The sequence below is a fragment of the Pusillimonas sp. genome, from assembly GCF_029263785.1.
Taxonomy (GTDB): Bacteria; Pseudomonadota; Gammaproteobacteria; order Burkholderiales; family Burkholderiaceae_B; genus Pusillimonas.
This window is the reverse complement of record NZ_JAJUFE010000044.1, coordinates 1-20,093: the sequence shown is the minus strand read 5'-3', so window position 1 is coordinate 20,093 and position 20,093 is coordinate 1. Positions and strand designations below refer to the sequence as shown.

The window sequence follows — 20,093 nt, the reverse complement described above, 5'->3', positions numbered from 1 at the left end:
GGGCCGAGATCTGGCAGGCGCTTACGGCGCTCAAAGAGCAGGGCATGTCGCAAATCGTCATTGACAAGAACGTGGCGGCACTGCTGCCCTTTGCCGACCGGCACTATGTGCTGGAAAAGGGCAAGGTCGTCTGGAGCGGCAGCTCGGACGAATTGCGACAGAACAGTGAGATCGTCGAACAGTATCTTGGCGTTTAGGTCTGACCTGCTGCAGTCTCGCACGTCCCAATTGGCACAGGCTGCAGCAGCATAATTCAAGCGCCAGGGGTCGGAGCGCCGCACATGAAAGACCTGAACCTGCTGTATGTTTTTGAGGCCATGTGGCGGGATCGCTCTGTTACGCTGGCCGCAGAAAACCTGGGTCTTACCCAGGCAGCCGTAAGCAGCGCCTTGAAGCGTCTTCGGCAAGAACACGGCGACAAAATGTTTACGCTTGTTGGGCGTCGCATGGAGCCCACGCCGTATGCCGTTCAGGTCTCCCAGCAGTTATTGTCGGCTCTGGACATGATCCGCAAGGCGACATTGCGGCGTGCTCCGTTCGATCCATCCGCGTCGCGCCGACAATTCACCATCCGTACCCGCGATGTGGGCGAGGTAGTGTGCTTTCCGCAGCTGTTATCGGACGTGGCACAGGTAGCGCCGAACATCCGCCTGCGCACCACCTTCCAGCCGCTGGGCGAAACAGTAGCCGGACTGGCAAGCGGGCGTATTGATCTGGCTTTGGGTTTCCTGCCTTCCCTGGAAACGGGCATTCATCGGCGTCCCCTGTTTACGCAACATTATGTTTGTGTCGTTCGACAGGGGCATCCTTACGCCGGCCGCGAACTCACCCTTCGCCAGTTCAAGGCCCTGGACCACCTGTTGGTGGAATATTCGGGTAGCGGACACCAGGTAATCGAGCGCGCCTTGCTTGAAGCCGGCCTGCGAAACCAGATCCGGATCCGCCTGCCGCAATATTTATCCGCGCCGCACTTCATCCTTCAATCCGACCTGGTCTGGTGTGCGCCGTCGTCGCTGGCCGAAAAACTGGCCCGCTTTTACCCTTTGGTACTCAAGCCTGTACCGCTTTCCTTACCGGAGTTTGAGATCGCGCTGTACTGGCACGATCGTTTTCATCGAGATTCGGCCAATCAATGGCTGCGAGATATTGTGACTCGCGCGTGTCAGAGAAGTCTGGGCGTTCACCATCCTGAGGAAACCATAAATTCCATTAATACTAATTAATCAACGAATCGCTATGGTTTAAGCACTGCCCGCCCGATAGAATCATCGGATAGACACAAGGAGCCAAGACTCCTTTACAAAACGGAGACAACCATGGTGGAAATTAAAACCGTGGGTATGGTGGGCATTGGGCAGTTGGGTCTACCTGTTGCGGGAAACCTGCTTGCTGCAGGGTTCAGGGTTGTTGGGTTTCGTCGTACCAACCAGCAGGCTTTTATTGAGTTAGGCGGCGAAGCACTCAACTCACCCGCCGAAGTAGTTCGCCAGGCCGATGTCATTTTGTTATGCCTGCCCAACGAAGAAGCATCGCTTCAAGTACTCGAAGGCCCCGAAGGTCTGTTGTCGGCACTCGAGCCGGGCAAGGTCTTTGTTGAAACCGGCACGTATCGCAAGACTTTCAAGTTACAGCAGGCGGCGCGGCTCACCGAGCGCGGCGCTAAAGTACTCGAGGCCGAAGTCAGCGGCTCGCCACCCATGGTCAAGGCGCACAAGGCTGCCATCTATGTCGGGGGCGACGCGCAACTGCTTGCGCACTGCAGGCCTGTCCTCGAAGCCATAAGCCCCTCGGTCTTTCATTTGGGCGAGTTCGGCTCGGCCGTGTCGATGAAGCTGATCGCCAATTATCTTTTGGCCATTCATACCCTGGCCGCAGCCGAGGCCATGAATATGGGGGCCCGCGCGGGGTTCGATCCAAAGCTGGTTGCTGAAGTCATCCAAAAAGGAGCCGGGGCATCGGCCATGTTTGGCGTTCGTGCGCCGCTTATGGCAGAACGCGCCTTCAGCCCGGCACCCGGGCCGTTCACCACGCTCGAAAAATATCTGGAGCTGGGCCGTGCCATGGCCGACGAGCTGGGTTGCGCCACGCCACTTTTCTCGGCCACCGAGCCGTACTACCGGCGCGCTCTCGAAAGCGATATGCGTGATGAAGACATCGCCGCTTTGATCAAGTTGATCGAAGCCGACTCCACGCCTGAAGACGGCGCCTGATTTTGTCGGCGGCCATATCCTGCCGACCTGTCTGACTAGAGGTTTTATCGATGATACGTTCCTTACTGCACGTGGGCTTGCGTGTGCCCGACCTGGAAGTGGGCCGTGCGTTCTACGAGCTATTTGGTCTTGAGTGCCGCTCAAGCGGCAACGACCTGGTCTTCCGGTGCCAGGGGCGGGACCAGGACCAAATTCGCCTGATGCAGGGCTCGCCCAAGAAACTGGCCTATACGTCGCTGGGTACGAATGAAGCCGGCATGGCGGCGCTTACCAGCAAGCTTCGACAGGCCGGGGTATCGATTCAGGCAGCACCGTTTGATGTGCCTTTTGGCGGTATCTGGTTTCAGGATCCGCACGGTGACTGGCTGAACGTGCAAGTTGCCGAGCCTGCTCCGGTTAAAACGGATGTGCTTCCACCCGAAATCAACGCTCATGGGCGTTATCGTCGGGTAGGCCGCGCGTGCACCACCGAATCCCGCAACAAGAAAGCAAGGCCATTGCGTCTGGGCCACCTGATCAAGTTCTCGCCGGATGTTCCGCGCTCGGTCAAGTTTTACACCGAAGTACTGGGTATGAAAGTGTCCGACCAGGCCGGTGACGTCATTGCGTTCTTGCGTGGTGCGGCTGGTGGCGACCACCATATGGTGGCCTTTGCAAAAAGCACGCACACCGGACTGCATCATGTCAGTTTCGAGGTGGCCGATCTGGACGAGATCGAAATCGGCGCGCAAACCTTGCTCAGAGCGGGATACCGCGATGCCTTTGGCCTGGGCCGGCACATTGGCGGGTCCAACTATTTCCACTACATACGCGATCCCTGGAACAGCCTGGCCGAGTACTTCTGGGATATTGACGTCATCCCCGAAGACGATAGCGACTGGCAGCCGCTGCAAGCGGAATCACCCAAAGATGTGATCGCGGTGTGGGCTACGTCGCCCCCACCCGAAGACTTCATCGTCAATTTCGAAGAGGCTTAAGGCGTGACCATTGCTCATATAGAGGTAAAGCCATGACGACTCCGGCGCAGGCTCAGGCCCTGATGCAGGGCATGCTCAAAAAGAATTTGTACGTGGTGTTGCGTACCCCCGTGGATTTGTCACGAATAAACGAACTGCTGCCGGCTCACCTTGAGTGGGCCATACAGTGCGAAAGGCGCGGCGAGCTATTTGCGTCCGGTCCTTTCGTGGCCGAGGGCGGTGCGCCGGGGTCCGCCGGTGGTATGTCGATCTTTCGTGCAGGCTCAGTGGAAGAGGTCGAGCGAATCTTGTCGGGTGACCCATTCATTCACCAGGGTGTATTTGCGGCCGAAATTAAAAAATGGGTGTTGATGGAAGGCGGATTCACCTTGTCAGTGCGCTTTTCTGACCAGTCTTACCTGTTACGTTGACGTCCCATCTCAAGGAAAGCGTTTAATGAAATATCAGTTGTTTACCTACCTGGGTGCAGACGGAGAAGCGCGTCCGGGGATGGCGGTGGATGGTGGCTTGTACGATCTTCCTGCAGTGCTGGGCGTACACGCCACACGGTGGAGGTCTGTCGACGACATGCTTGCTGATTGGGCTCAAGCGCGCCAGCGGTTGGCTGCGCTGGCCACGGAGCTTGCCGAAGAATCCACCCGGCCCGCCGGTGCTGCAATAAGCAACCCTACCTATTTGCCTCCTTTGACACGTTGCGGTGTGGTGTATGCAGCAGGCGCCAACTATCGTGATCATGTCGAGGCCATGGCTCGCGCCATGAATATGAAGCTGGTTACCGACCCCAAGGCCGAGGGGATCGCCCCGTGGCATTTCATCAAGGCGGGGCAGGCAACCTTGTCAGCGCATCAACAAAATGTTTGCATGCCTGCAGATACCGCCAAACTCGACTGGGAAGCCGAACTTGCTGTCATCATCGGCAAGAAGGCCGAGAAAGTAGAAATTGAAGACGCTCTGGATTATGTGGCCGGTTATTCCTGTGCCAACGATCTGTCCGCCCGCGATCACCTTAACCGGCAGGCCGTGGATGCCAGTTCGCCCTTCAAGTTTGATTGGATCGGCCACAAATGCTTTACCGGAGCCTGCCCCCTGGGGCCATTCATTACACCGGCCGAATTCGTTGACACACCCGAGAACCTGGGCATCAAGCTTTGGCTCAATGACGAAATCAAGCAAAACTCCAACACCAACAATCATTTGTATAGCGTTGCAGAGCAGATCAGTTACTTGAGCAAACGGCTCAGTCTTTTACCCGGCGACATTCTCTTGACAGGGACTCCCGCCGGGGTCGGTATGGAGTCCGGAGTCTTCTTGCAGCGCGGCGACGTCATGCGCGTATGGATCGAAGGTCTCGGAGAACTTGAAACACGCATCGTCTGATTGCCCGCCCCCGGCTTACAGAGCCAACCGGTGATGGGCACGAAACAAATCATTGCTTGACCAAAAAACGGAGACAAGACCCATGATTAAAAAACACAAACTTGCTGTTCTGGCGCTGGCCCTTTCGACAATTCTGCCCGCGGCGGCCATGGCCGACGTCAAGGTGGGCTTCGTTGCCACCTTGTCCGGCCCGTCCGCGGCTGTGGGTCAAGACCAGCTCGACGGCTTCAAGCTCGCCCTGGATCAATTGGGCGGAAAGCTGGGGGGTGTCCCGGCCACGTTGGTCGTTGAAGACGACCAACAGAAACCGGACACCGCCATCACCAGCGTGTCGCGGCTGGTTGATCGGGAAAACGTTGACGTTGTTGCCGGCCTGACGTTTGCACACGTGCTCATGGCCTTGCAGCCCAAGATTTCCGAGACCGATGTGCCCTTCATTGGAACGGTGTCGGGCCCTTCACCGACTGCAGGCAAGCTTTGCAAGCCAAATCTGTTCATTACATCGTGGCAAAGCGATACCCCCGCCGAGGCGATGGGCAAATACTTGCAAGACAAAGGCGTCAAGCGCGTAAGCCTGCTCACCCCCAACTTTGTGGGCGGCAAGGACAAACTGGCGGGTTTCAAGCAGGAATACAAGGGTGAGGTTGTCGATGAAATCTACACGCCGCTCAACCAGCTGGATTTCTCGGCCGAACTTACTCAGGTGGCATCGTCCAACCCCGATGCCGTGTTCATGTTCTACCCCGGTGCCCTCGCCATCAGCTTCGTGCGGCAATACCGGCAAGCCGGCCTCGCAGACAAGTACCCGCTTTACTCTGCCAACTCCATCGAAGGTGCCGGCGTGGCGGCAATGGGCGATGCCGTATTTGGCTCGATTGTGGTCGATACCTGGACGCCGGGCATCGAGAATCAGAAGTCGCGCGACTTTGTTCAGGCCTACGAAAAGAAGTACGGTCGTTTACCCTCGGCCTACGCGGCATTTTCGTATGACGCTGCGATGCTGCTGGACGCAGCGGTTGCTTCGCTCAAAGGCGACGTAAGTGACAAGAAAGCCTTCAGCAAGGCGATCAAGAATGCAAAGTTCGATTCCCTGCGTGGTGACTTCCGCTTTGGCAACAACAACTATCCTGTTCAAAGCTATCACGTGTTTGAAATCGTGAAGGGCGACGACGGCAAGGCTCAGTTCAAGATGATTGCCAAGGAAGTGCTCAAGAACGAGTCAGATTCGTATGCGGATGAATGCGCGATGAGCTGACGCCGCGAGGTGATGACGACGTAATTGCAGCAGGACAAGCTACGCGGTCCGCGTGACCAGTCGGATTCCGGGCATGATCTCGGCCGCCAGTTCGGGGTTTCTGGTAGCGTATTCCACGTTCATCCGGGCAATTTCAACATGTTCTTCGCCCAGCGCCTGAGCACGCGAGCCTTGACCGCGTTCAATGGCCTGAACGATGGCATGATGCTGAAACTGGGCTTGCTGCATGGCCCGCGTGCCTTCCTCGTGTGATGACTGCATGGGCAGCATGGCACTTGGTGCGGCAAAGGGTTGGCCGTTGAGCATTTCCATCATGCGCAGCACCGTGCGGTTGCCACAACCCTCGAGTATCAGCGCGTGGAACCGCTCGTTGATTTCAACATACGCCGCGTAATCATCGAAGCTCATTTGCGTCTTGACGACCTCGTCACCTTCCTCGAGGCATTGGTGCAATTTGCGCAGAATTTCTTTCGATGGGCCTGTCTCGGCCAGCAAACGCGCGGCATACCCTTCGAGTACGCCTCGGGTCTGGATGGCGTGGGAGACTTCGGTGGGGGTAAACCCACGCATGCGGTAGCCCCCACCGGACATGGATTCGATCAGACCTTCGTATTCCAGCGTAGTAAGGGCCAAACGGACGGGCGTACGTGAGGCTTCGAGGCGCTCGGCCAATGGAATTTCGGCCAGACGCTCGCCGGGGGCGAATGCGCCTTTCAGGATGAGATCGCGCAGCTGGATCAGCACCCGCGATTGCTGTGATTCGGCGATGGGTTTCATGACTACTCCATTTGCTGCCACGGATTCTACTGTAAACGCCCGGCTGTATGCAATGGAAGCAGAGGTACCTAGTGTTTACCCTAGGGTGTGAGTTTGAGCCCGGCACCCAAAGTGTGGTCCAAGAACCCGGCTTAATTTTCTATAAAATATTGATTTATAACGGTTTATTTGGCCTTAAAATTAGTCGGCCTACCGTACTTCAAGCTTTCTTTCTGTTCGCCGGGGCGGCATTCCTTATTTGACATCCGACCTCGAAATCGTAAAACTGTATGCAATCAAAAGCGACGCCAGCCGTGCATTTCGGCAAGAAACCGGCAGCTTTGACCTCATCGCAACGCATCGCAAGGAGCTCTCATGCTTACAGCTGAACAAAACGATTTCATTACCCGGGTCGGCCCCGATGCCCCCGCCGGAAAATTATTGCGCCGGTATTGGCAGCCTGTGGCCCTGGCCGAAGAACTGAACGGCGTCAAACCCATGAAAGCCGTCCGTCTGCTGGGCCAGGACATGGTGCTGTTCCGTGATGACAAGGGTCAGCTTGGTTTGCTCGACCGCGACTGTCCACACCGTGGAGCCGACCTGGCGTACGGCCGCATCGAAGACGGCGGCATACGATGTGCGTTTCATGGCTGGTTGTTCAACATCAAGGGCGAGTGCCTGGAAACACCGGCCGAGCCTGCCAACAGCAAATTTCACACGACTATTCAACAGGGTGCCTATCCTGTTGTCGAGCGCAGCGGCATCATTTTCGCCTATCTGGGAGAGGGCGAGCCTCCTGCTTTTCCGGATATGGACTGCTTTGTTGCGCCCGACTCGCATACCTTTGCGTTCAAGGGTCTTTGGGAGTGCAACTGGCTGCAGGCGCTTGAAGTGGGTATTGATCCTGCACACGCTTCGTACCTGCACCGCTTCTTCGAAGACGAAGATGCGTCAGCCAGCTATGGCAAGCAGTTTCGCAGTACCTCGATGGAGTCGGATATCCCCATTACCAAGGTGTTGCGCGAGTACGGCCGTCCGACCATCAACGTAGAGCCCACCAACTACGGCATGCGTATGGTTACGCTGCGTGAGCTCAACGAAGAGCTGACCCATGTGCGTGTCACAAACCTCGTGTTCCCGCAGGCAATCGTCATCCCCATGAGTTCGGAAATGACCATCTCGCAATGGCATGTGCCCGTGGACGACACGCATTGCTATTGGTACGCAATCTTTACCAGCTTCACCGAGCCGGTGAATAAGGAACAGATGCGCGCACAGCGTCTCGAGCTGTACGAGTTGCCCAACTACACTTCGCGCAAGAACAAGAGCAACAATTATGGGTTCGATCCCCAAGAACAAATGACCGAGACATACACAGGAATGGGGCACGACATCAACGTGCATGACCAGTGGGCGGTGGAATCGCAAGGGCCCATCCAGGACCGCACCCGCGAACATCTGGCCGCCACGGACAAGTGCATCTACACATACCGCAGAATGCTGACGAAGGCCATTGAGGCCACGCTGGCGGGCGAGGACAACGTGCCCATGCTGCTCAACGAGGAAGAGGCCAGGAAAATTACCGGTCCTGCTTCCATCGATGGTGTCGGCCGACGCAATCAGGAGAAGTCCTACTGGGTAGAGGCCGACCTGAAACGCCGTCAGGAATCCGATTGGGCATCTCAACGGCTTAGCGCCTAAGGACGAAACATGGCGAGTTTTGTCGAGAGGTTCGACGTATGGACGCCTGAACAGGCGCGCGCCGCCGAAGAGCTGGCGCGCCGCCTGGAGGCCGGCGAAGTAGATGTGGTTCGCTTCGCCTTCCCCGACCTGCACGGGATCTTGCGCGGCAAGACTCTGGTGGCCTCCGAAGCCGTCAGTGCCTTGCGGGGCGGGGTAAACATGACCACGACGCTGTTTGCCAAGGACACTTCACACCTGACGGTGTTCCCGGTGTTTTCTGCAGGCGGAGGGTTCGACTTTGAAGGGATGCAGGGCGCCGCAGATTTCGTCATGGTGGCCGACCCTGCCACGTTCCGCGTCCTGCCGTGGTCGCCTCGTACGGGCTGGGTCTTGTGCGACGCCTACATGACCGACGGGCGCAAGGCCCCACTCGAAACCCGCGGAATTTTGCGCCGCGCTCTTGGCCTGCTTGAAGAGCAGGGCATGAGCCTGACTGCAGGTCTTGAGGTGGAGTTTCACGTATTTCGCGTCGAAGACCCCAAGATGGGGTTACACGACGGCAGTCAGCAGGGCCAGCCTGGTTTGCCCCCCGAGGTTTCGCTACTGACACACGGCTACCAGTATCTGACCGAGCAACGCTACGACGCCACCGAAGACCTGATGGAATTGCTGCGCACGACCATGCAGGGCTTGCAGCTTCCGGTGCATTCGATGGAAATCGAGTTCGGTCCGAGCCAGTTCGAGCTGACATTCGGGCCCATGCCGGGCATGATGGCGGCGGACGCCATGGTGCTGGTGCGCAGTGCCGTCAAGCAGGTGTGTCAGCGCCATGGGTACCACGCCACCTTTATGTGCCGTCCCAAAATTCCAAACGTGATGTCCAGCGGTTGGCATCTTCACCAGTCGTTGTGCGACCTGAATACAGGGCGCAATCTTTTCATACCTGAAAAGGAAGGCTCAGATCTTTCCGAGGTGGGTTATCAGTATCTGGCCGGCCTGCTGGCCCATGCTGCTGGGGCGGCGCCACTATCCACGCCTACCATCAACGGTTATCGACGGTATCGTTCATTCTCGCTGGCGCCTGACCGGGCCAGCTGGGGTCGTGACAACCGCGGCGCCATGTTGAGGGTGCTGGGGGGTGTCGGACAAGCGGCGACCCGCATCGAGAATCGTGTAGGCGAGCCTTGTGCCAATCCATACCTGTATATGGCTTCTCAGGTGTTTTCGGGTCTGGATGGCATCCAGCGCAAGTTGCAGCCGTGCCCCAGCGCCGACGAACCCTACGAGGACACAACCGAACCGTTGCCACGTTCGCTGCCTGATGCCTTGCGCGCACTTCGTCAGGACGAATATCTGTGCCAGCAGCTGACCCCGCAGTTCGTCAACTATTACTGTCATATCAAGGAGGCCGAGCTGTCCCGGTTCAACCAAGCAGTTACCGAATGGGAGCAGCGCGAGTACTTCACGCTATTTTGATCGGACGCGCGCTGCGCCACTCTGATCATTGCCCGGTGCCGGCGGGCCTCCGCCGGCATTTTTATTAGTTTTATGAGGCGCTTGCCGCCAAGGAGTAACCCGCTCAATGAAACCCATCGCGATTTTCCAGCATACACACGTTGGGCAGCCCGGGGCTGTCGTTACGGTCCTGAATGAGCTGGGGGTCCCCTGGGTGGTGGTGCCGGTGATGGACGGCGCCCCGATTCCCGAAGATCCTTCCAGCTTCAGCGGTCTTATCCTGATGGGGGGATCCATGGGCGTCAATGACGGCCTTGACTGGATCGACGACGAAATCCGCCTTGTTCGCAAGGCGCGCGAACAGGAGATTCCCGTTTCGGGGCACTGCCTGGGCAGCCAGGTGATGTCGGCTGCCTTCGGTGGCAAGGTGGAACGCGGACCGGCCATGGAGATCGGCTGGCACAAGGTGGATTACGCGCCGGTAACCGAGACCCGGGAATGGTTTGGCAACGGAGCTGACGAGATCTTTCAATGGCACGGGGACGCTTTTGAGCTCCCGGAGGGTGCAGTTCGCCTGGCGTCCAGTTCTTTATATCCCAACCAGGCGTTTGTTCTTGATGACCGCCATCTGGGCATGCAGTTTCATCTTGAAATGACACCAGAGCTGGTTGAGCTGTACCTTCAGGCCAACGGGAACATGATAGATCGGGAATTGGCCAAGGGCGCGCAGGCAGTCAACAGCCGGGACGAAGTAGCCTCGAACCTCCAGAAGCGCACCTCTGCCATGCACGAGATGATGCGAAAGGCCTACGCAAGATGGGCAAAGGGCCTGAAATAGGTCTGCATTTCGTACTGGTAATTAAACCGGCAACGCAGTATCTTTATGGGCAGTCAATAACAACCAACAGGGCGGTGATGCCGCCCTTCATGCTTTTGGCGCCATACCGAAGGCAGGCAGCTGTACAGGAGACAATGCGTGGTCGATCAATCAGAGGCGCTGCGCCGCCTTTATGAAGCCGATGACGAGCGATACCGGGCAATGCTGGCCAATGATGCCGACGCCCTGGCGCCACTTTTCGCCGAAGATCTTGTGTATACGCATTCCTCGGCGGTTGTAGACAATAAACAGCAATATCTGGATGCCGTGCGCGAAAAGCGCATGCGCTACCTTGCTGCGCAGCGTCATGATGCTGTGGTTCGGTTATATGGCCCAGTGGCTGTGATGCACGGGCGTGTCATCATGCAGGTCGAGACACCTGACGGTAAAAAAGACTTGCACAATCTCTTTCAAGCTGTTTGGGTCGAACGCGACGAGCGCTGGCTTCTTGCGTCCTGGGCCTCGACAGTCATTCCTTCTGCCTGAATCAAATCGCTGTAACGCGAGATTCTTCTGGCAGTCACGACGGGCTTTATGTCTTTGTTGCGACGATATATAAAGAAGGGAAGCAGCCGCCCGATATGGGCCCCACCAAGGAGACCAGAGTATGAATGCCGCAGTACCCGAACCCGCATCGAATGCGCCCAATTGGGTCAGGCATGCCGCCCTGAAGCAGTGGGTAGCGCAAATTGCCGAACTGACTCAGCCCGATCGCATCGAGTGGTGTGATGGCTCTGAAGAAGAATACGACCGCCTTTGCGAAATGATGGTCCAGGCCGGCACATTGCGCCGGCTTAATCCGGATAAACGGCCAAATTCTTATTTGGCCTGGTCCGACCCGTCGGACGTGGCGCGTGTTGAAGACCGCACCTTTATTTGTTCCCTTACTGAAGAAGACGCCGGTCCGACGAATAACTGGGTCGACCCGACCGAGATGCGCAAGACGCTGGATGGGCTGTTTTCGGGTTGCATGCGCGGCCGGACGATGTATGTGATTCCGTTTTCGATGGGTCCGCTGGGCTCGCCTATCGCCCATATTGGTGTCGAACTGACTGACTCGCCATACGTCGTGGCCAATATGCGCATCATGACCCGGATGGGACGCAAGGTCTACGATGTCCTGGGTACAGATGGCGCTTTTGTTCCATGCGTGCACTCGGTAGGCATGCCCCTGCAGCCTGGCCAGAACGACGTGGCCTGGCCCTGCAACGAAACCAAATACATCGTGCACTATCCCGAAACTCGCGAAATATGGTCGTTTGGCTCGGGCTACGGTGGCAATGCCCTGTTGGGCAAAAAGTGCTTTGCGCTGCGCATTGCCTCGAACATGGGTCGAGACGAAGGGTGGATGGCCGAACACATGCTGATCCTGGGCGTGACATCGCCCGAGGGACAAAAAATGCATGTCGCTGCCGCTTTTCCGTCAGCTTGCGGCAAAACAAACTTTGCCATGCTGATTCCGCCCAAGCAGTTGTCGGGCTGGAAGATCACAACCATCGGTGATGACATTGCCTGGATCAAGCCCGGGGAAGACGGCCGTTTGTATGCCATCAACCCCGAGGCCGGCTACTTTGGCGTGGCACCCGGCACCAACGAAAAGACAAACTACAACTGCATGGCTTCGCTGCGCGAGAACGTGCTGTTTACCAATGTGGCGCTGACAGATGACGGCGACGTGTGGTGGGAGGGCATGGGTCCGGCCCCTGAACACTGCCTGGATTGGCAGGGCAACGACTGGACACCCGATTCCGGTCGTAAAGCGGCACATCCCAATGCTCGGTTTACCGTTTCCGCCGTGCAAAATCCGGTCATAGATCCCGAGTGGGACAATCCCGCCGGGGTGCCCATTGACGCTTTCATATTTGGTGGGCGCAGGTCAGACACCGTGCCGTTGGTGACCGAGGCACGCAACTGGACCGAGGGCGTGTATATGGCTGCCACCCTGGGCTCAGAAACCACGGCGGCCGCTGCAGGCAAGCAGGGCGTGGTTCGACGGGACCCGTTCGCCATGCTTCCGTTCTGTGGCTACAGCATGGGCTCGTACTTTGCCCACTGGCTCGAGCTGGGCAAACGACTCGAGAAAGCCGGCGCAACCTTGCCACGAATTTATTGCGTCAACTGGTTCCAGACTGACGAACAGGGCAGGTTTATCTGGCCGGGTTTTGGCGAGAACATGCGTGTGCTCAAGTGGATGCTCGAGCGTATACAGGGCAGGGCCCACGGCGAAGAAAACCTGTTCGGCGTTTCGCCGCGGTACCGGGACCTCAGCTGGGACGGCCTTGATTTCAGCAGCGAGCAGTTTGACGCCATAACCCTGATCGATACCGAGGCCTGGCGTACCGAACTCCAACTGCATGCCGAGCTGTTTGAAAAACTGCGTGATCGCCTGCCGGCCGAGCTCGCAAGCCACCAAGAGCGCTTAAGCGCTCAGTTGTAGTTGTTGGCCGCGGGAAGCTCGAAGTCTACGTGACTTCTTGCGTCCCGCATTGGTCCCACCAGCTTCTTGATGGCGATATGAGCCGGATTCGTTTCGTAGGCTTTCAGGTGCTCGGCCGATTCAAAAACGGTATATAGCGCTACGTCCCACTCACTGTCCCGGTTGACGTTGCGACCGATGTCCAGGTGCAGCAAACCAGGGATCTGTTCCTTTATCCCTTCAAACGCTGCGATGATCTCTTGAGCTTGATGCTCTTTGATTTCAGCGGTCCTGCCATTCAGGCGCCATAGAACCATGTGTGCAAGTTGAGGCATGTTCCTGACTCGATAGGAAGATGGCCTAGCTGTTCTTGGGAGGAACAAGAATCAGTTTTCGGGTGGTGGGAAACAACGACCATCCCCAACGTTCTTGCGCAAAGCCCCATAGACCCTGTTTGAAAAATATGGTGGTGATGATGGCCAATGTGCCAAGCCCCATCAAATACCATGTACCAAAATCGCTGAAGAACTTGTTCAGCGCCCAGAAAATGATGGCGCCCACAAGCGGCCCTTCGATGCGGCCGATGCCTCCGATGATGACCATGAAAATCGCAAAGGCAGTCCAGTTAATGCTAAAGGCTGCGTCGGGGCTGATGCGCAGGTTGCCAACGAAGTACAGGGCTCCGGCCAGACCCGCTCCGACAGCTGCCACGGTATATACGACGAGCTTGGTGCGTCCGACAGCAATGCCGTGTGACTCTGCCGCGATCTCGTTGTCGCGGATGGCCAGCAGGGCGAGTCCTTTTTTGCTGCGCAGGAAGATATAAATGAGTGCGATACACGCCACCACGCATGCCAACGCTATCCAGAACGTCACGGATTCGCGCGTCCAGCGACTGATGCCCCGTAGCGCTGTCAGCGACGTTCCGGAGCCACCGCCGACTGCAGAGATATTTGCGAAGCTGAGACGGAATACTTCGGCAATGACCCAGGTGCCTACTGCAAAGTAACCCCCTTGAAGCCGGAAGGCGACCAGGGAGACAGGTACTGCGATAGCGCCGGCCACCAGGGCGCCGATCGGGATGGCAAGAAACGGATTCACTCCGTAAAAGTTGCCCAGGATGAGCATGGTGTAACCGCCTAGCCCGAAGAAGGCTTGCTGGCCAATGGAAACCATGCCGCCATAGCCCGCCAGCAAATTCCAGGTCATGGCGAATATGAAGTAGCACGAGAAGACAACAAATTCGCGCATCCAGCTCGAGGTACCCCACCATGGCATGGCTGCCGCGGCGATAATCAGAACTATGGCTACAGCAAGCGCCACCTTGTGGTTGCGAGTTCCGCGCTGGACTTTATAGGTATGGTTCATATTGATGTCTGGTCAGTCGCGGGTTTTGGGGAAGAGGCCTTGAGGACGCAGCACCAGCACTATCAGAAACATGATGTGCCCTGCCCAGATTCCCCATCCGGGATCGAGCCTGGAACCAATCTGCTGGGTGATGCCCAGCAATATTGCTCCCATTAGCGTGCCCCAGAAGCTTCCCATGCCTCCGATAATGACCGCCTCAAAGGCAAATAGCAGCAGCATTGGCCCGTCGGAAGGAGAGACCGTGGTTCGCATTCCCTGCATGGCACCGGCCAGTGAAATCAGTACAAAGGCCATGGCGGTTGCCAGCGCATAAATCTTGCGGCTGTTCAAGCCCATGAGTTCGGCAACTTCACGGTCGTCCGAGACGGCACGAAATGCCCGGCCCAGCCTTGTGTGGTTGAAAATCCCTTGCAGGATAGCGGTACAGGCAATCGCCAGGAGAAGGATGAAAACCGGCAGGACTCCCACCGAGATATTTTCGCTAAGTTGCAGGCTCAGCGTGCTGAGCCCGCCGGAATTGATCGAACGTGGATCGGCAGAGAACATTTCTTGAAGGAAGTTCTGCGTGACGATGGCCAGGCCGAACGTTACGACCAATGAAGGCAAAGGGTCCTTGCCAAGCGTACCGTTCAAGATAAAGCGCTGGATAGCGTAGCCCGCAGCCCAGGCCACGGGCAGTGTCAGCAAAATGGCAAGTGCCACGGGCACGCCCAGGCCCGACAGAACCAGCGCGAAGAACGCACACAATATGATGAAGTCGCCATGCGCGATGTTGGTCAGGCGCATGACACCGAACATCAGCGACAGGCCCAGCGCGAACAAGCCATAAAGTCCGCCCAACAGCACGCCCTGTACCACGACCTCCATGTCAGGCTCCAAAGTAGGCGCGACTGATCTGGTCGCGTGTCAGTTGGCTGGACTCGCCATGCAGGGAGACCCGTCCCTCTTGAAGACAGTACAGGCGGGACGACACGCTCTGGGCCATCGAGACGTCCTGCTCAACGATGACTACCGACATGCCCTCGGCTGTGATCTTGGGCAAGGTGGCGTATATCTCGCGAATGATCACCGGAGCCAGCCCCAAGGAAAGTTCGTCGCATAGCAGGACGTCCGGATTGCTCATCAGGGCGCGTCCGATAGCTACCATTTGCTGCTGGCCACCCGAGAGTGTCGTGCTGGGAAGCTTGCGTCGCTCTTGAAGGATGGGAAACAGCTTGTACAGGCGCTGAAGGTTCCACGGTCCACGGCGTTTGGCGTTGGTGCCCATCAAGAGATTCTCTTCGACCGTCAGCGATGGAAAAAGACGGCGACCTTCGGGCACCATGGCCAGGCCCATTTGCACGATCTGACCGGGAGGCGCGCCGCCAATCGCCTGGTCTTTCCAGACGATTGCCGAACGCGGAGACTTGATCAGCCCGGTAAGGCATTTGAGGAAGGTTGATTTGCCCGCGCCGTTGGCACCAATGATGGCGATCAGCTCGTTTGCCCTGAGCTCGAAGTCGATGCCGAACAAGGCTTGCGCATCGCCGTAAAACGCTTTGAGATCATGGGTCTGCAGTAGCGTCGTCATACATTATGTCTCCATGCCCATGTATACCTGCCTGACCTCTGGATTATCCATCACCTGCTGCGGAGGACCCTCGGCCAATTGCTGCCCAAAGTTGATGACGAACAGCCTGTCGGCCACGCTAAGCAGGGCGTGAACCACGTGCTCGATCCAGATCATGGTGACGCCTTCGGCCTTTATGCGTTGCAGTTCTTCGACGAGAACATCTGCTTCGTGCTCGGTAAGGCCGCCGGCGATTTCATCGAGTAAAAGGATCTCGGGTTGAGTGGAAAGCGCCCGGGCCAGTTCGAGCCTTTTGCGGTTAAGAAGAGTAAGTGATCCGGCGGGCTTGTTGGCGTGCGGCATCAAGCCGGTTTGGTCCAGGGTCTTGACGGCGATATCCCATGCTTCGGCTTCGGGGATGTCACTGCCATAGCTGGCCGCAGTAACCAGGTTTTCGAAAACGGTCATGTTTCCGAAAGGTTGGGGCACCTGATAGCTGCGGCCGATGCCGAGCTTGCAACGTTGATGTGCCCGAAGATGCGTGATGTCGCGATTGTTGTAAGTGATGCGGCCGGCATCCACCCTGATGTCTCCGGAGATCAGGTTGAACAGGGTGGTTTTACCGGCACCATTGGGCCCCAGAATGCCAAGCGTCTCGCCTTTGCTGACAGTCAGGTTGATGGTGTCTGTAACGACGAGAGCGCCGTAGGCCTTGGTGACCGAGTGAAGCTCCAGCAGCGGCATATCCAGCGCCCTTTTTACATCAGCTCGAGTTTGCCATTGGTGGGTATGTTGCCCGCTTCGTTGTTGTTGACGATGAACAGCTCGTAGGGATGTTTGCTGCCCTTCTTCCACTGTCCAAGGACCAGCGGTGTCTTGCTGACGTTCTTGAACGGCCCTTCGCCACCCCATTTGACGGGTCCGACGATGGTTTCCAGCTGGGTGGAAACGATGGCGTCCCGAATATCGGCGGGCTCAAGGGATTTGCTGCGTTTCAGTGCATCGGCTGCCAGTTCAAACAGGGCATGGGCAAAGCCGATGGGCTGTGTCCATTGCTTGCCTGTGCTGCTTTCGTACGATTTGGCAAGATCTGCCGCACTGGCTTTGGACAGGCTGGAATTGAACGGATGGTAGGGGCTCCACCAGACCTCGGTGCTCAGGCCGTCTCCCAGGTCGCCGAGCGCCTCGATGGCGCTGGGGAACAGCAAGGCCTTACCCAGCGTTACGGCCTTTGGCTTGAAGCCCTGTTGCTTGGCCTGTGTAAGAAAGGTCTTGGCGTCGGGTGGAATGACTACGCCGGTGACAATCTCGACATTATCGCGTTTGAATGCCGCGATCTGGGCGCTGAAGTCTTGCGTGCCGTTCTGAAAGCGGCCCGGGTCGGTCAGCTGATAGCCCTTTGCAGCCAATGGCTTGGGGAATCCGAGTTCTTTGTCGCCCCAGGCATTGCCGTCGCCGTCGTTTGGAAAGAGCCCGCCTATGCGTTTGTTGGTATCAAGGGAATCCCAGCCGTTGATAAAGTTTGCGATGACATCTTCAAGGCCCCAGAACATGTGGTATGTCCAGTCGAAGCCTTTGGCCGGATCGCCTTTGCGGCCAAAGAACCAGGGCTGCCAGGGAACGACACTGGAGATGCAGGGCACTTCATTGAGTTCACAGGCGTCGCTGACCGGGTTGGCTGTTTCGGGCGTACCTGCTGTCAGCACCAGGGCGACCTCATCATTAAGGATCAAGTCGTTGGCTACCTCGCCCGCACGGTTGGGGTTCGATTGGCTGTCCTTTAACAGAATCTGCACGGCATAGTTCTTTCCGCCGACATCTATGCCGTTCTTGAAGAATTCCGCCATCTGGTCGATGACCCATTTATCGGCCTCACCGAATGGCGCCAGCGGGCCGGTCTGTGGAGACACATAGCCGATCTTGATGGTGTCGGCAGCGAATGCAAGCGGCGAAGCGCTGGCGGCCGTGGCCGCCGCTATGGCTTTGATGAATGTTCTGCGAGTTATTTTCATTTGTCTGCTCCGAGTTATGAGTGGCAATGAAACGCGCTTGTTGCCTGTGGCGGCAGGTGTGCGAGCACCGCCGTCCTTACCGTGGGTAGTACGACGGAATGTGGGCGTCCACGTTCACCCAGACACTTTTGACCTGCGTGTACTCGCGCATGGCGTCAAACCCCATTTCGCGCCCGTAGCCGGACACGCCGACACCGCCAAAGGGCGAGCCGGGATTCACCCGCTTGTAGCAGTTGATCCACACCATGCCGCTTCGCATCTCACGTGCGAACTTGTGGGCGCGCTGCAGGTTGTTGGTCCATAGCCCGCCTCCGAGGCCATATTCGGTGCCGTTTGCAATGCGCAGGGCCTCGTCGTCGTCCTTGAAGGTGAGAACCGTAGCGAAAGGGCCGAACACTTCTTCCTGTGCGACACGATCGCTGCTGCTTGCTGCACGAACCACGGTAGGCTGCACGTAGCACCCGGCGGCAAGGGGGCCTTCGCCGGGTTTGCCGCCCAGAAGCACCTCGCCACCTTGCTGTTTTGCGACGTCTACATAGCTGAGCACGCGCTCTTTGTGCTGGGTGCTGGTCAGTGGCCCCATTTCGGTTGCCGGGTCCATCGGGTTTCCCAGGCGGATGCTTTCTGCATGAGGCAGGAAGCGGTCGAGAAATGCCTGTGCAATGCTTTCGTGCAGCAAGATGCGTGAACCCGCGATGCAGGCCTGGCCCTGATTATGGAAGATGGCTGTGAGCGAACCTTCGACAGCCGCGTTCAAGTCAGCGTCTTCGAAGACAATATTGGCGCCCTTGCCGCCCAGCTCGAGTTGCACCTTCTTGAGATTCCCGGCGCTTGCCCTGACAATGCCCCGTCCGGTTGCTGTGCTGCCGGTGAAGGCGATCTTGGCGATACGCTCGTGTTCGGCGATGTATTGACCGGCCACAGAGCCCAGGCCGGGCAGGATATTGACCACGCCGTCAGGCACGCCCGCTTCCGACATGAGTTCGGCGATCTTGAGCGTGCTTAAAGGCGTGAGTTCAGCAGGCTTCAGTACGATGCAGTTTCCCGCTGCCAGCGCCGGACCCATTTTCCAGCTGGTGAACATCAGCGGAAAATTCCAGGGGACGACCTGGCCGACCACACCGACGGGTTCGCGCAGGGTGTAATTGAGAAAGCCCGCCTCGACGGGAATCTGCTCGCCCTGGAACTTGTCGGCCATGCCGCCAAAATACCGATAGCATCCGGCAGTGCGAGGCACATCGAGCATGCGCGTGTCCCGGATGGGATGACCGGTATCCAGGGTTTCGAGCCTGGCCAGTTCTTCGGCATTTTCAAGGATCAGGTCTGCAAGCTTTAGCAGGATGCGCCCCCTGTCCATGGCCGCCATGCGGCTCCAGGCAGGAAATGCTTTTTCTGCGGCACGTACCGCGCGATCCACGTCTTCTTTACCGGCCATAGCGACTTCGGCGATGGGCGTGTTGTCGTGCGGATTCAGCGATGCAAGTGTCTGGCCGTCGGCCGCATCGACAAACTTGCCGTCAATAAACAATTGATGCCGTATTGGCGTGTTTAGCCCTGCCGCCGCGGCAATGTCTTTCAGATCCATGGTGATCTCCGGGATGCGCCGGTGCTGCCTCGCCCGCTATTAGCTTGTTGCGGGCCGGCAGCAATGCAGACGCTTTAAAACGAAACGGGAACTTCGGGTGCTTCGCCGTTTTGAATCTCGTACACGAGCTTTGGTGAGCCGTTCTCCCACACCAGCAGCATGGAGCGCTTGGGACTGAAGCCCTGATGCCGACAGTAAGCGGGCATGGCGGCCATGTCTCCGGCTTTCATGATTACACGCGCCAGCGGTTTGCCCGTGTCCTTGTGGGCGCAGTCCCAGTGGATCTCGTCGCTCATTTGAAAGAACCATTCAACCCTGTCGTTGGAGTGCAAGATGGGCAAGATATGCTCTTCGGTGGTGGGGCACATATAGCTGTGCTTGACCACACTGGTAAAGGAAGGATTCCAGGTAACTTGTGAGCGGCTAAGGAAAGCGAACAGGTTGAAGCCATGCACCTGGTCTTCGTAGCCGGGTTCCGGGTGAAGTTCGGGTTCTTCTTGCGGTACATCGGCAAAGGCGCGGTTAATCGGGGCGCCCCGTTCGTCGGTGCGCAGGGGCAGGTCGCCCTTCAGG

19 protein-coding genes and 2 pseudogenes are annotated in these 20,093 nt (G+C 57.6%); 12 read left to right on the top strand and 9 right to left on the bottom strand.

What is annotated here, in order from left to right; all coding sequences use genetic code 11:
• The 7 genes and pseudogenes from Q1J88_RS10260 to Q1J88_RS10230 form a co-directional block, all read left to right on the top strand.
• Window positions 1-197 (top strand): annotated as a pseudogene (locus Q1J88_RS10260) (ABC transporter ATP-binding protein); the annotation flags it as partial.
• Between the two features lie 84 nt (window positions 198-281).
• Window positions 282-1,223: a LysR family transcriptional regulator gene (locus tag Q1J88_RS10255; protein ID WP_301117564.1), complete on the top strand. Its 942-nt coding sequence runs from the start codon at window positions 282-284 to the stop codon at window positions 1,221-1,223.
• A gap of 36 nt (window positions 1,224-1,259) precedes the next feature.
• A complete protein-coding gene (locus tag Q1J88_RS10250) occupies window positions 1,260-2,210 on the top strand; it encodes an NAD(P)-dependent oxidoreductase (protein WP_324215990.1) in 951 nt (316 codons plus the stop codon).
• Between the two features lie 50 nt (window positions 2,211-2,260).
• Window positions 2,261-3,187: a VOC family protein gene (locus Q1J88_RS10245; RefSeq protein WP_301117562.1), complete on the top strand. Its 927-nt coding sequence runs from the start codon at window positions 2,261-2,263 to the stop codon at window positions 3,185-3,187.
• A 32-nt stretch (window positions 3,188-3,219) separates the two neighbouring features.
• Complete coding sequence (locus Q1J88_RS10240; RefSeq protein ID WP_301117561.1) at window positions 3,220-3,597, top strand: YciI family protein; 378 nt, start codon at window positions 3,220-3,222, stop codon at window positions 3,595-3,597.
• A gap of 25 nt (window positions 3,598-3,622) precedes the next feature.
• Window positions 3,623-4,564 carry a fumarylacetoacetate hydrolase family protein gene (locus Q1J88_RS10235; protein ID WP_301117560.1) on the top strand — a complete coding sequence of 314 codons (942 nt, stop codon included), beginning with the start codon at window positions 3,623-3,625 and terminating at the stop codon, window positions 4,562-4,564.
• An 82-nt stretch (window positions 4,565-4,646) separates the two neighbouring features.
• On the top strand, window positions 4,647-5,819 hold the full coding sequence (locus Q1J88_RS10230) for an ABC transporter substrate-binding protein (RefSeq protein ID WP_301117559.1): 1,173 nt from the start codon (window positions 4,647-4,649) through the stop codon (window positions 5,817-5,819).
• Window positions 5,820-5,858: 39 nt separating this feature from the next.
• On the opposite strand, the gene Q1J88_RS10225 is transcribed toward Q1J88_RS10230, so the two are convergent.
• Complete coding sequence (locus Q1J88_RS10225; RefSeq protein ID WP_301117558.1) at window positions 5,859-6,596, bottom strand: GntR family transcriptional regulator; 738 nt, start codon at window positions 6,594-6,596, stop codon at window positions 5,859-5,861.
• 354 nt (window positions 6,597-6,950) lie between these two features.
• Between Q1J88_RS10225 and Q1J88_RS10220 the strand changes: the two genes are divergently transcribed.
• The 5 genes from Q1J88_RS10220 (at window position 6,951) to Q1J88_RS10200 (ending at window position 13,027) form a co-directional block, all read left to right on the top strand.
• The gene (locus Q1J88_RS10220) at window positions 6,951-8,276 is read left to right on the top strand and encodes an aromatic ring-hydroxylating dioxygenase subunit alpha (protein ID WP_301117557.1); all 1,326 of its coding nucleotides are present in this window, start codon (window positions 6,951-6,953) and stop codon (window positions 8,274-8,276) included.
• Between the two features lie 9 nt (window positions 8,277-8,285).
• Window positions 8,286-9,734: a glutamine synthetase family protein gene (locus Q1J88_RS10215; protein WP_301117556.1), complete on the top strand. Its 1,449-nt coding sequence runs from the start codon at window positions 8,286-8,288 to the stop codon at window positions 9,732-9,734.
• A gap of 106 nt (window positions 9,735-9,840) precedes the next feature.
• Window positions 9,841-10,551: a type 1 glutamine amidotransferase gene (locus Q1J88_RS10210; RefSeq protein ID WP_301117555.1), complete on the top strand. Its 711-nt coding sequence runs from the start codon at window positions 9,841-9,843 to the stop codon at window positions 10,549-10,551.
• A 138-nt stretch (window positions 10,552-10,689) separates the two neighbouring features.
• The gene (locus Q1J88_RS10205) at window positions 10,690-11,076 is read left to right on the top strand and encodes a nuclear transport factor 2 family protein (protein ID WP_301117554.1); all 387 of its coding nucleotides are present in this window, start codon (window positions 10,690-10,692) and stop codon (window positions 11,074-11,076) included.
• Between the two features lie 121 nt (window positions 11,077-11,197).
• Window positions 11,198-13,027, top strand: a complete 1,830-nt coding sequence (locus Q1J88_RS10200; RefSeq protein ID WP_301117553.1) for a phosphoenolpyruvate carboxykinase (GTP) — start codon at window positions 11,198-11,200, stop codon at window positions 13,025-13,027.
• Here Q1J88_RS10200 and Q1J88_RS10195 read toward each other — a convergent pair.
• The 8 genes and pseudogenes from Q1J88_RS10195 to Q1J88_RS10160 all read right to left on the bottom strand — a co-directional run.
• A complete protein-coding gene (locus Q1J88_RS10195) occupies window positions 13,018-13,341 on the bottom strand; it encodes a Dabb family protein (protein ID WP_301117552.1) in 324 nt (107 codons plus the stop codon). The genes Q1J88_RS10200 and Q1J88_RS10195 overlap by 10 nt on opposite strands.
• Before the next feature lie 25 nt (window positions 13,342-13,366).
• A complete protein-coding gene (locus tag Q1J88_RS10190) occupies window positions 13,367-14,374 on the bottom strand; it encodes a branched-chain amino acid ABC transporter permease (RefSeq protein ID WP_301117551.1) in 1,008 nt (335 codons plus the stop codon).
• Window positions 14,375-14,386: 12 nt separating this feature from the next.
• Window positions 14,387-15,241 (bottom strand): branched-chain amino acid ABC transporter permease, encoded by an 855-nt coding sequence (locus Q1J88_RS10185; protein WP_301117549.1) that lies wholly within the window; start codon window positions 15,239-15,241, stop codon window positions 14,387-14,389.
• A gap of 1 nt (window position 15,242) precedes the next feature.
• On the bottom strand, window positions 15,243-15,944 hold the full coding sequence (locus Q1J88_RS10180) for an ABC transporter ATP-binding protein (RefSeq protein ID WP_301117548.1): 702 nt from the start codon (window positions 15,942-15,944) through the stop codon (window positions 15,243-15,245).
• Window positions 15,945-15,947: 3 nt separating this feature from the next.
• A complete protein-coding gene (locus Q1J88_RS10175) occupies window positions 15,948-16,667 on the bottom strand; it encodes an ABC transporter ATP-binding protein (RefSeq protein ID WP_301117547.1) in 720 nt (239 codons plus the stop codon).
• 14 nt (window positions 16,668-16,681) lie between these two features.
• A complete protein-coding gene (locus Q1J88_RS10170) occupies window positions 16,682-17,935 on the bottom strand; it encodes an ABC transporter substrate-binding protein (RefSeq protein ID WP_301117546.1) in 1,254 nt (417 codons plus the stop codon).
• A gap of 76 nt (window positions 17,936-18,011) precedes the next feature.
• Window positions 18,012-19,475, bottom strand: a complete 1,464-nt coding sequence (locus Q1J88_RS10165) for an aldehyde dehydrogenase family protein (protein ID WP_301117565.1) — start codon at window positions 19,473-19,475, stop codon at window positions 18,012-18,014.
• A gap of 119 nt (window positions 19,476-19,594) precedes the next feature.
• Window positions 19,595-20,093 (bottom strand): annotated as a pseudogene (locus Q1J88_RS10160) (hydroxyquinol 1,2-dioxygenase); the annotation flags it as partial.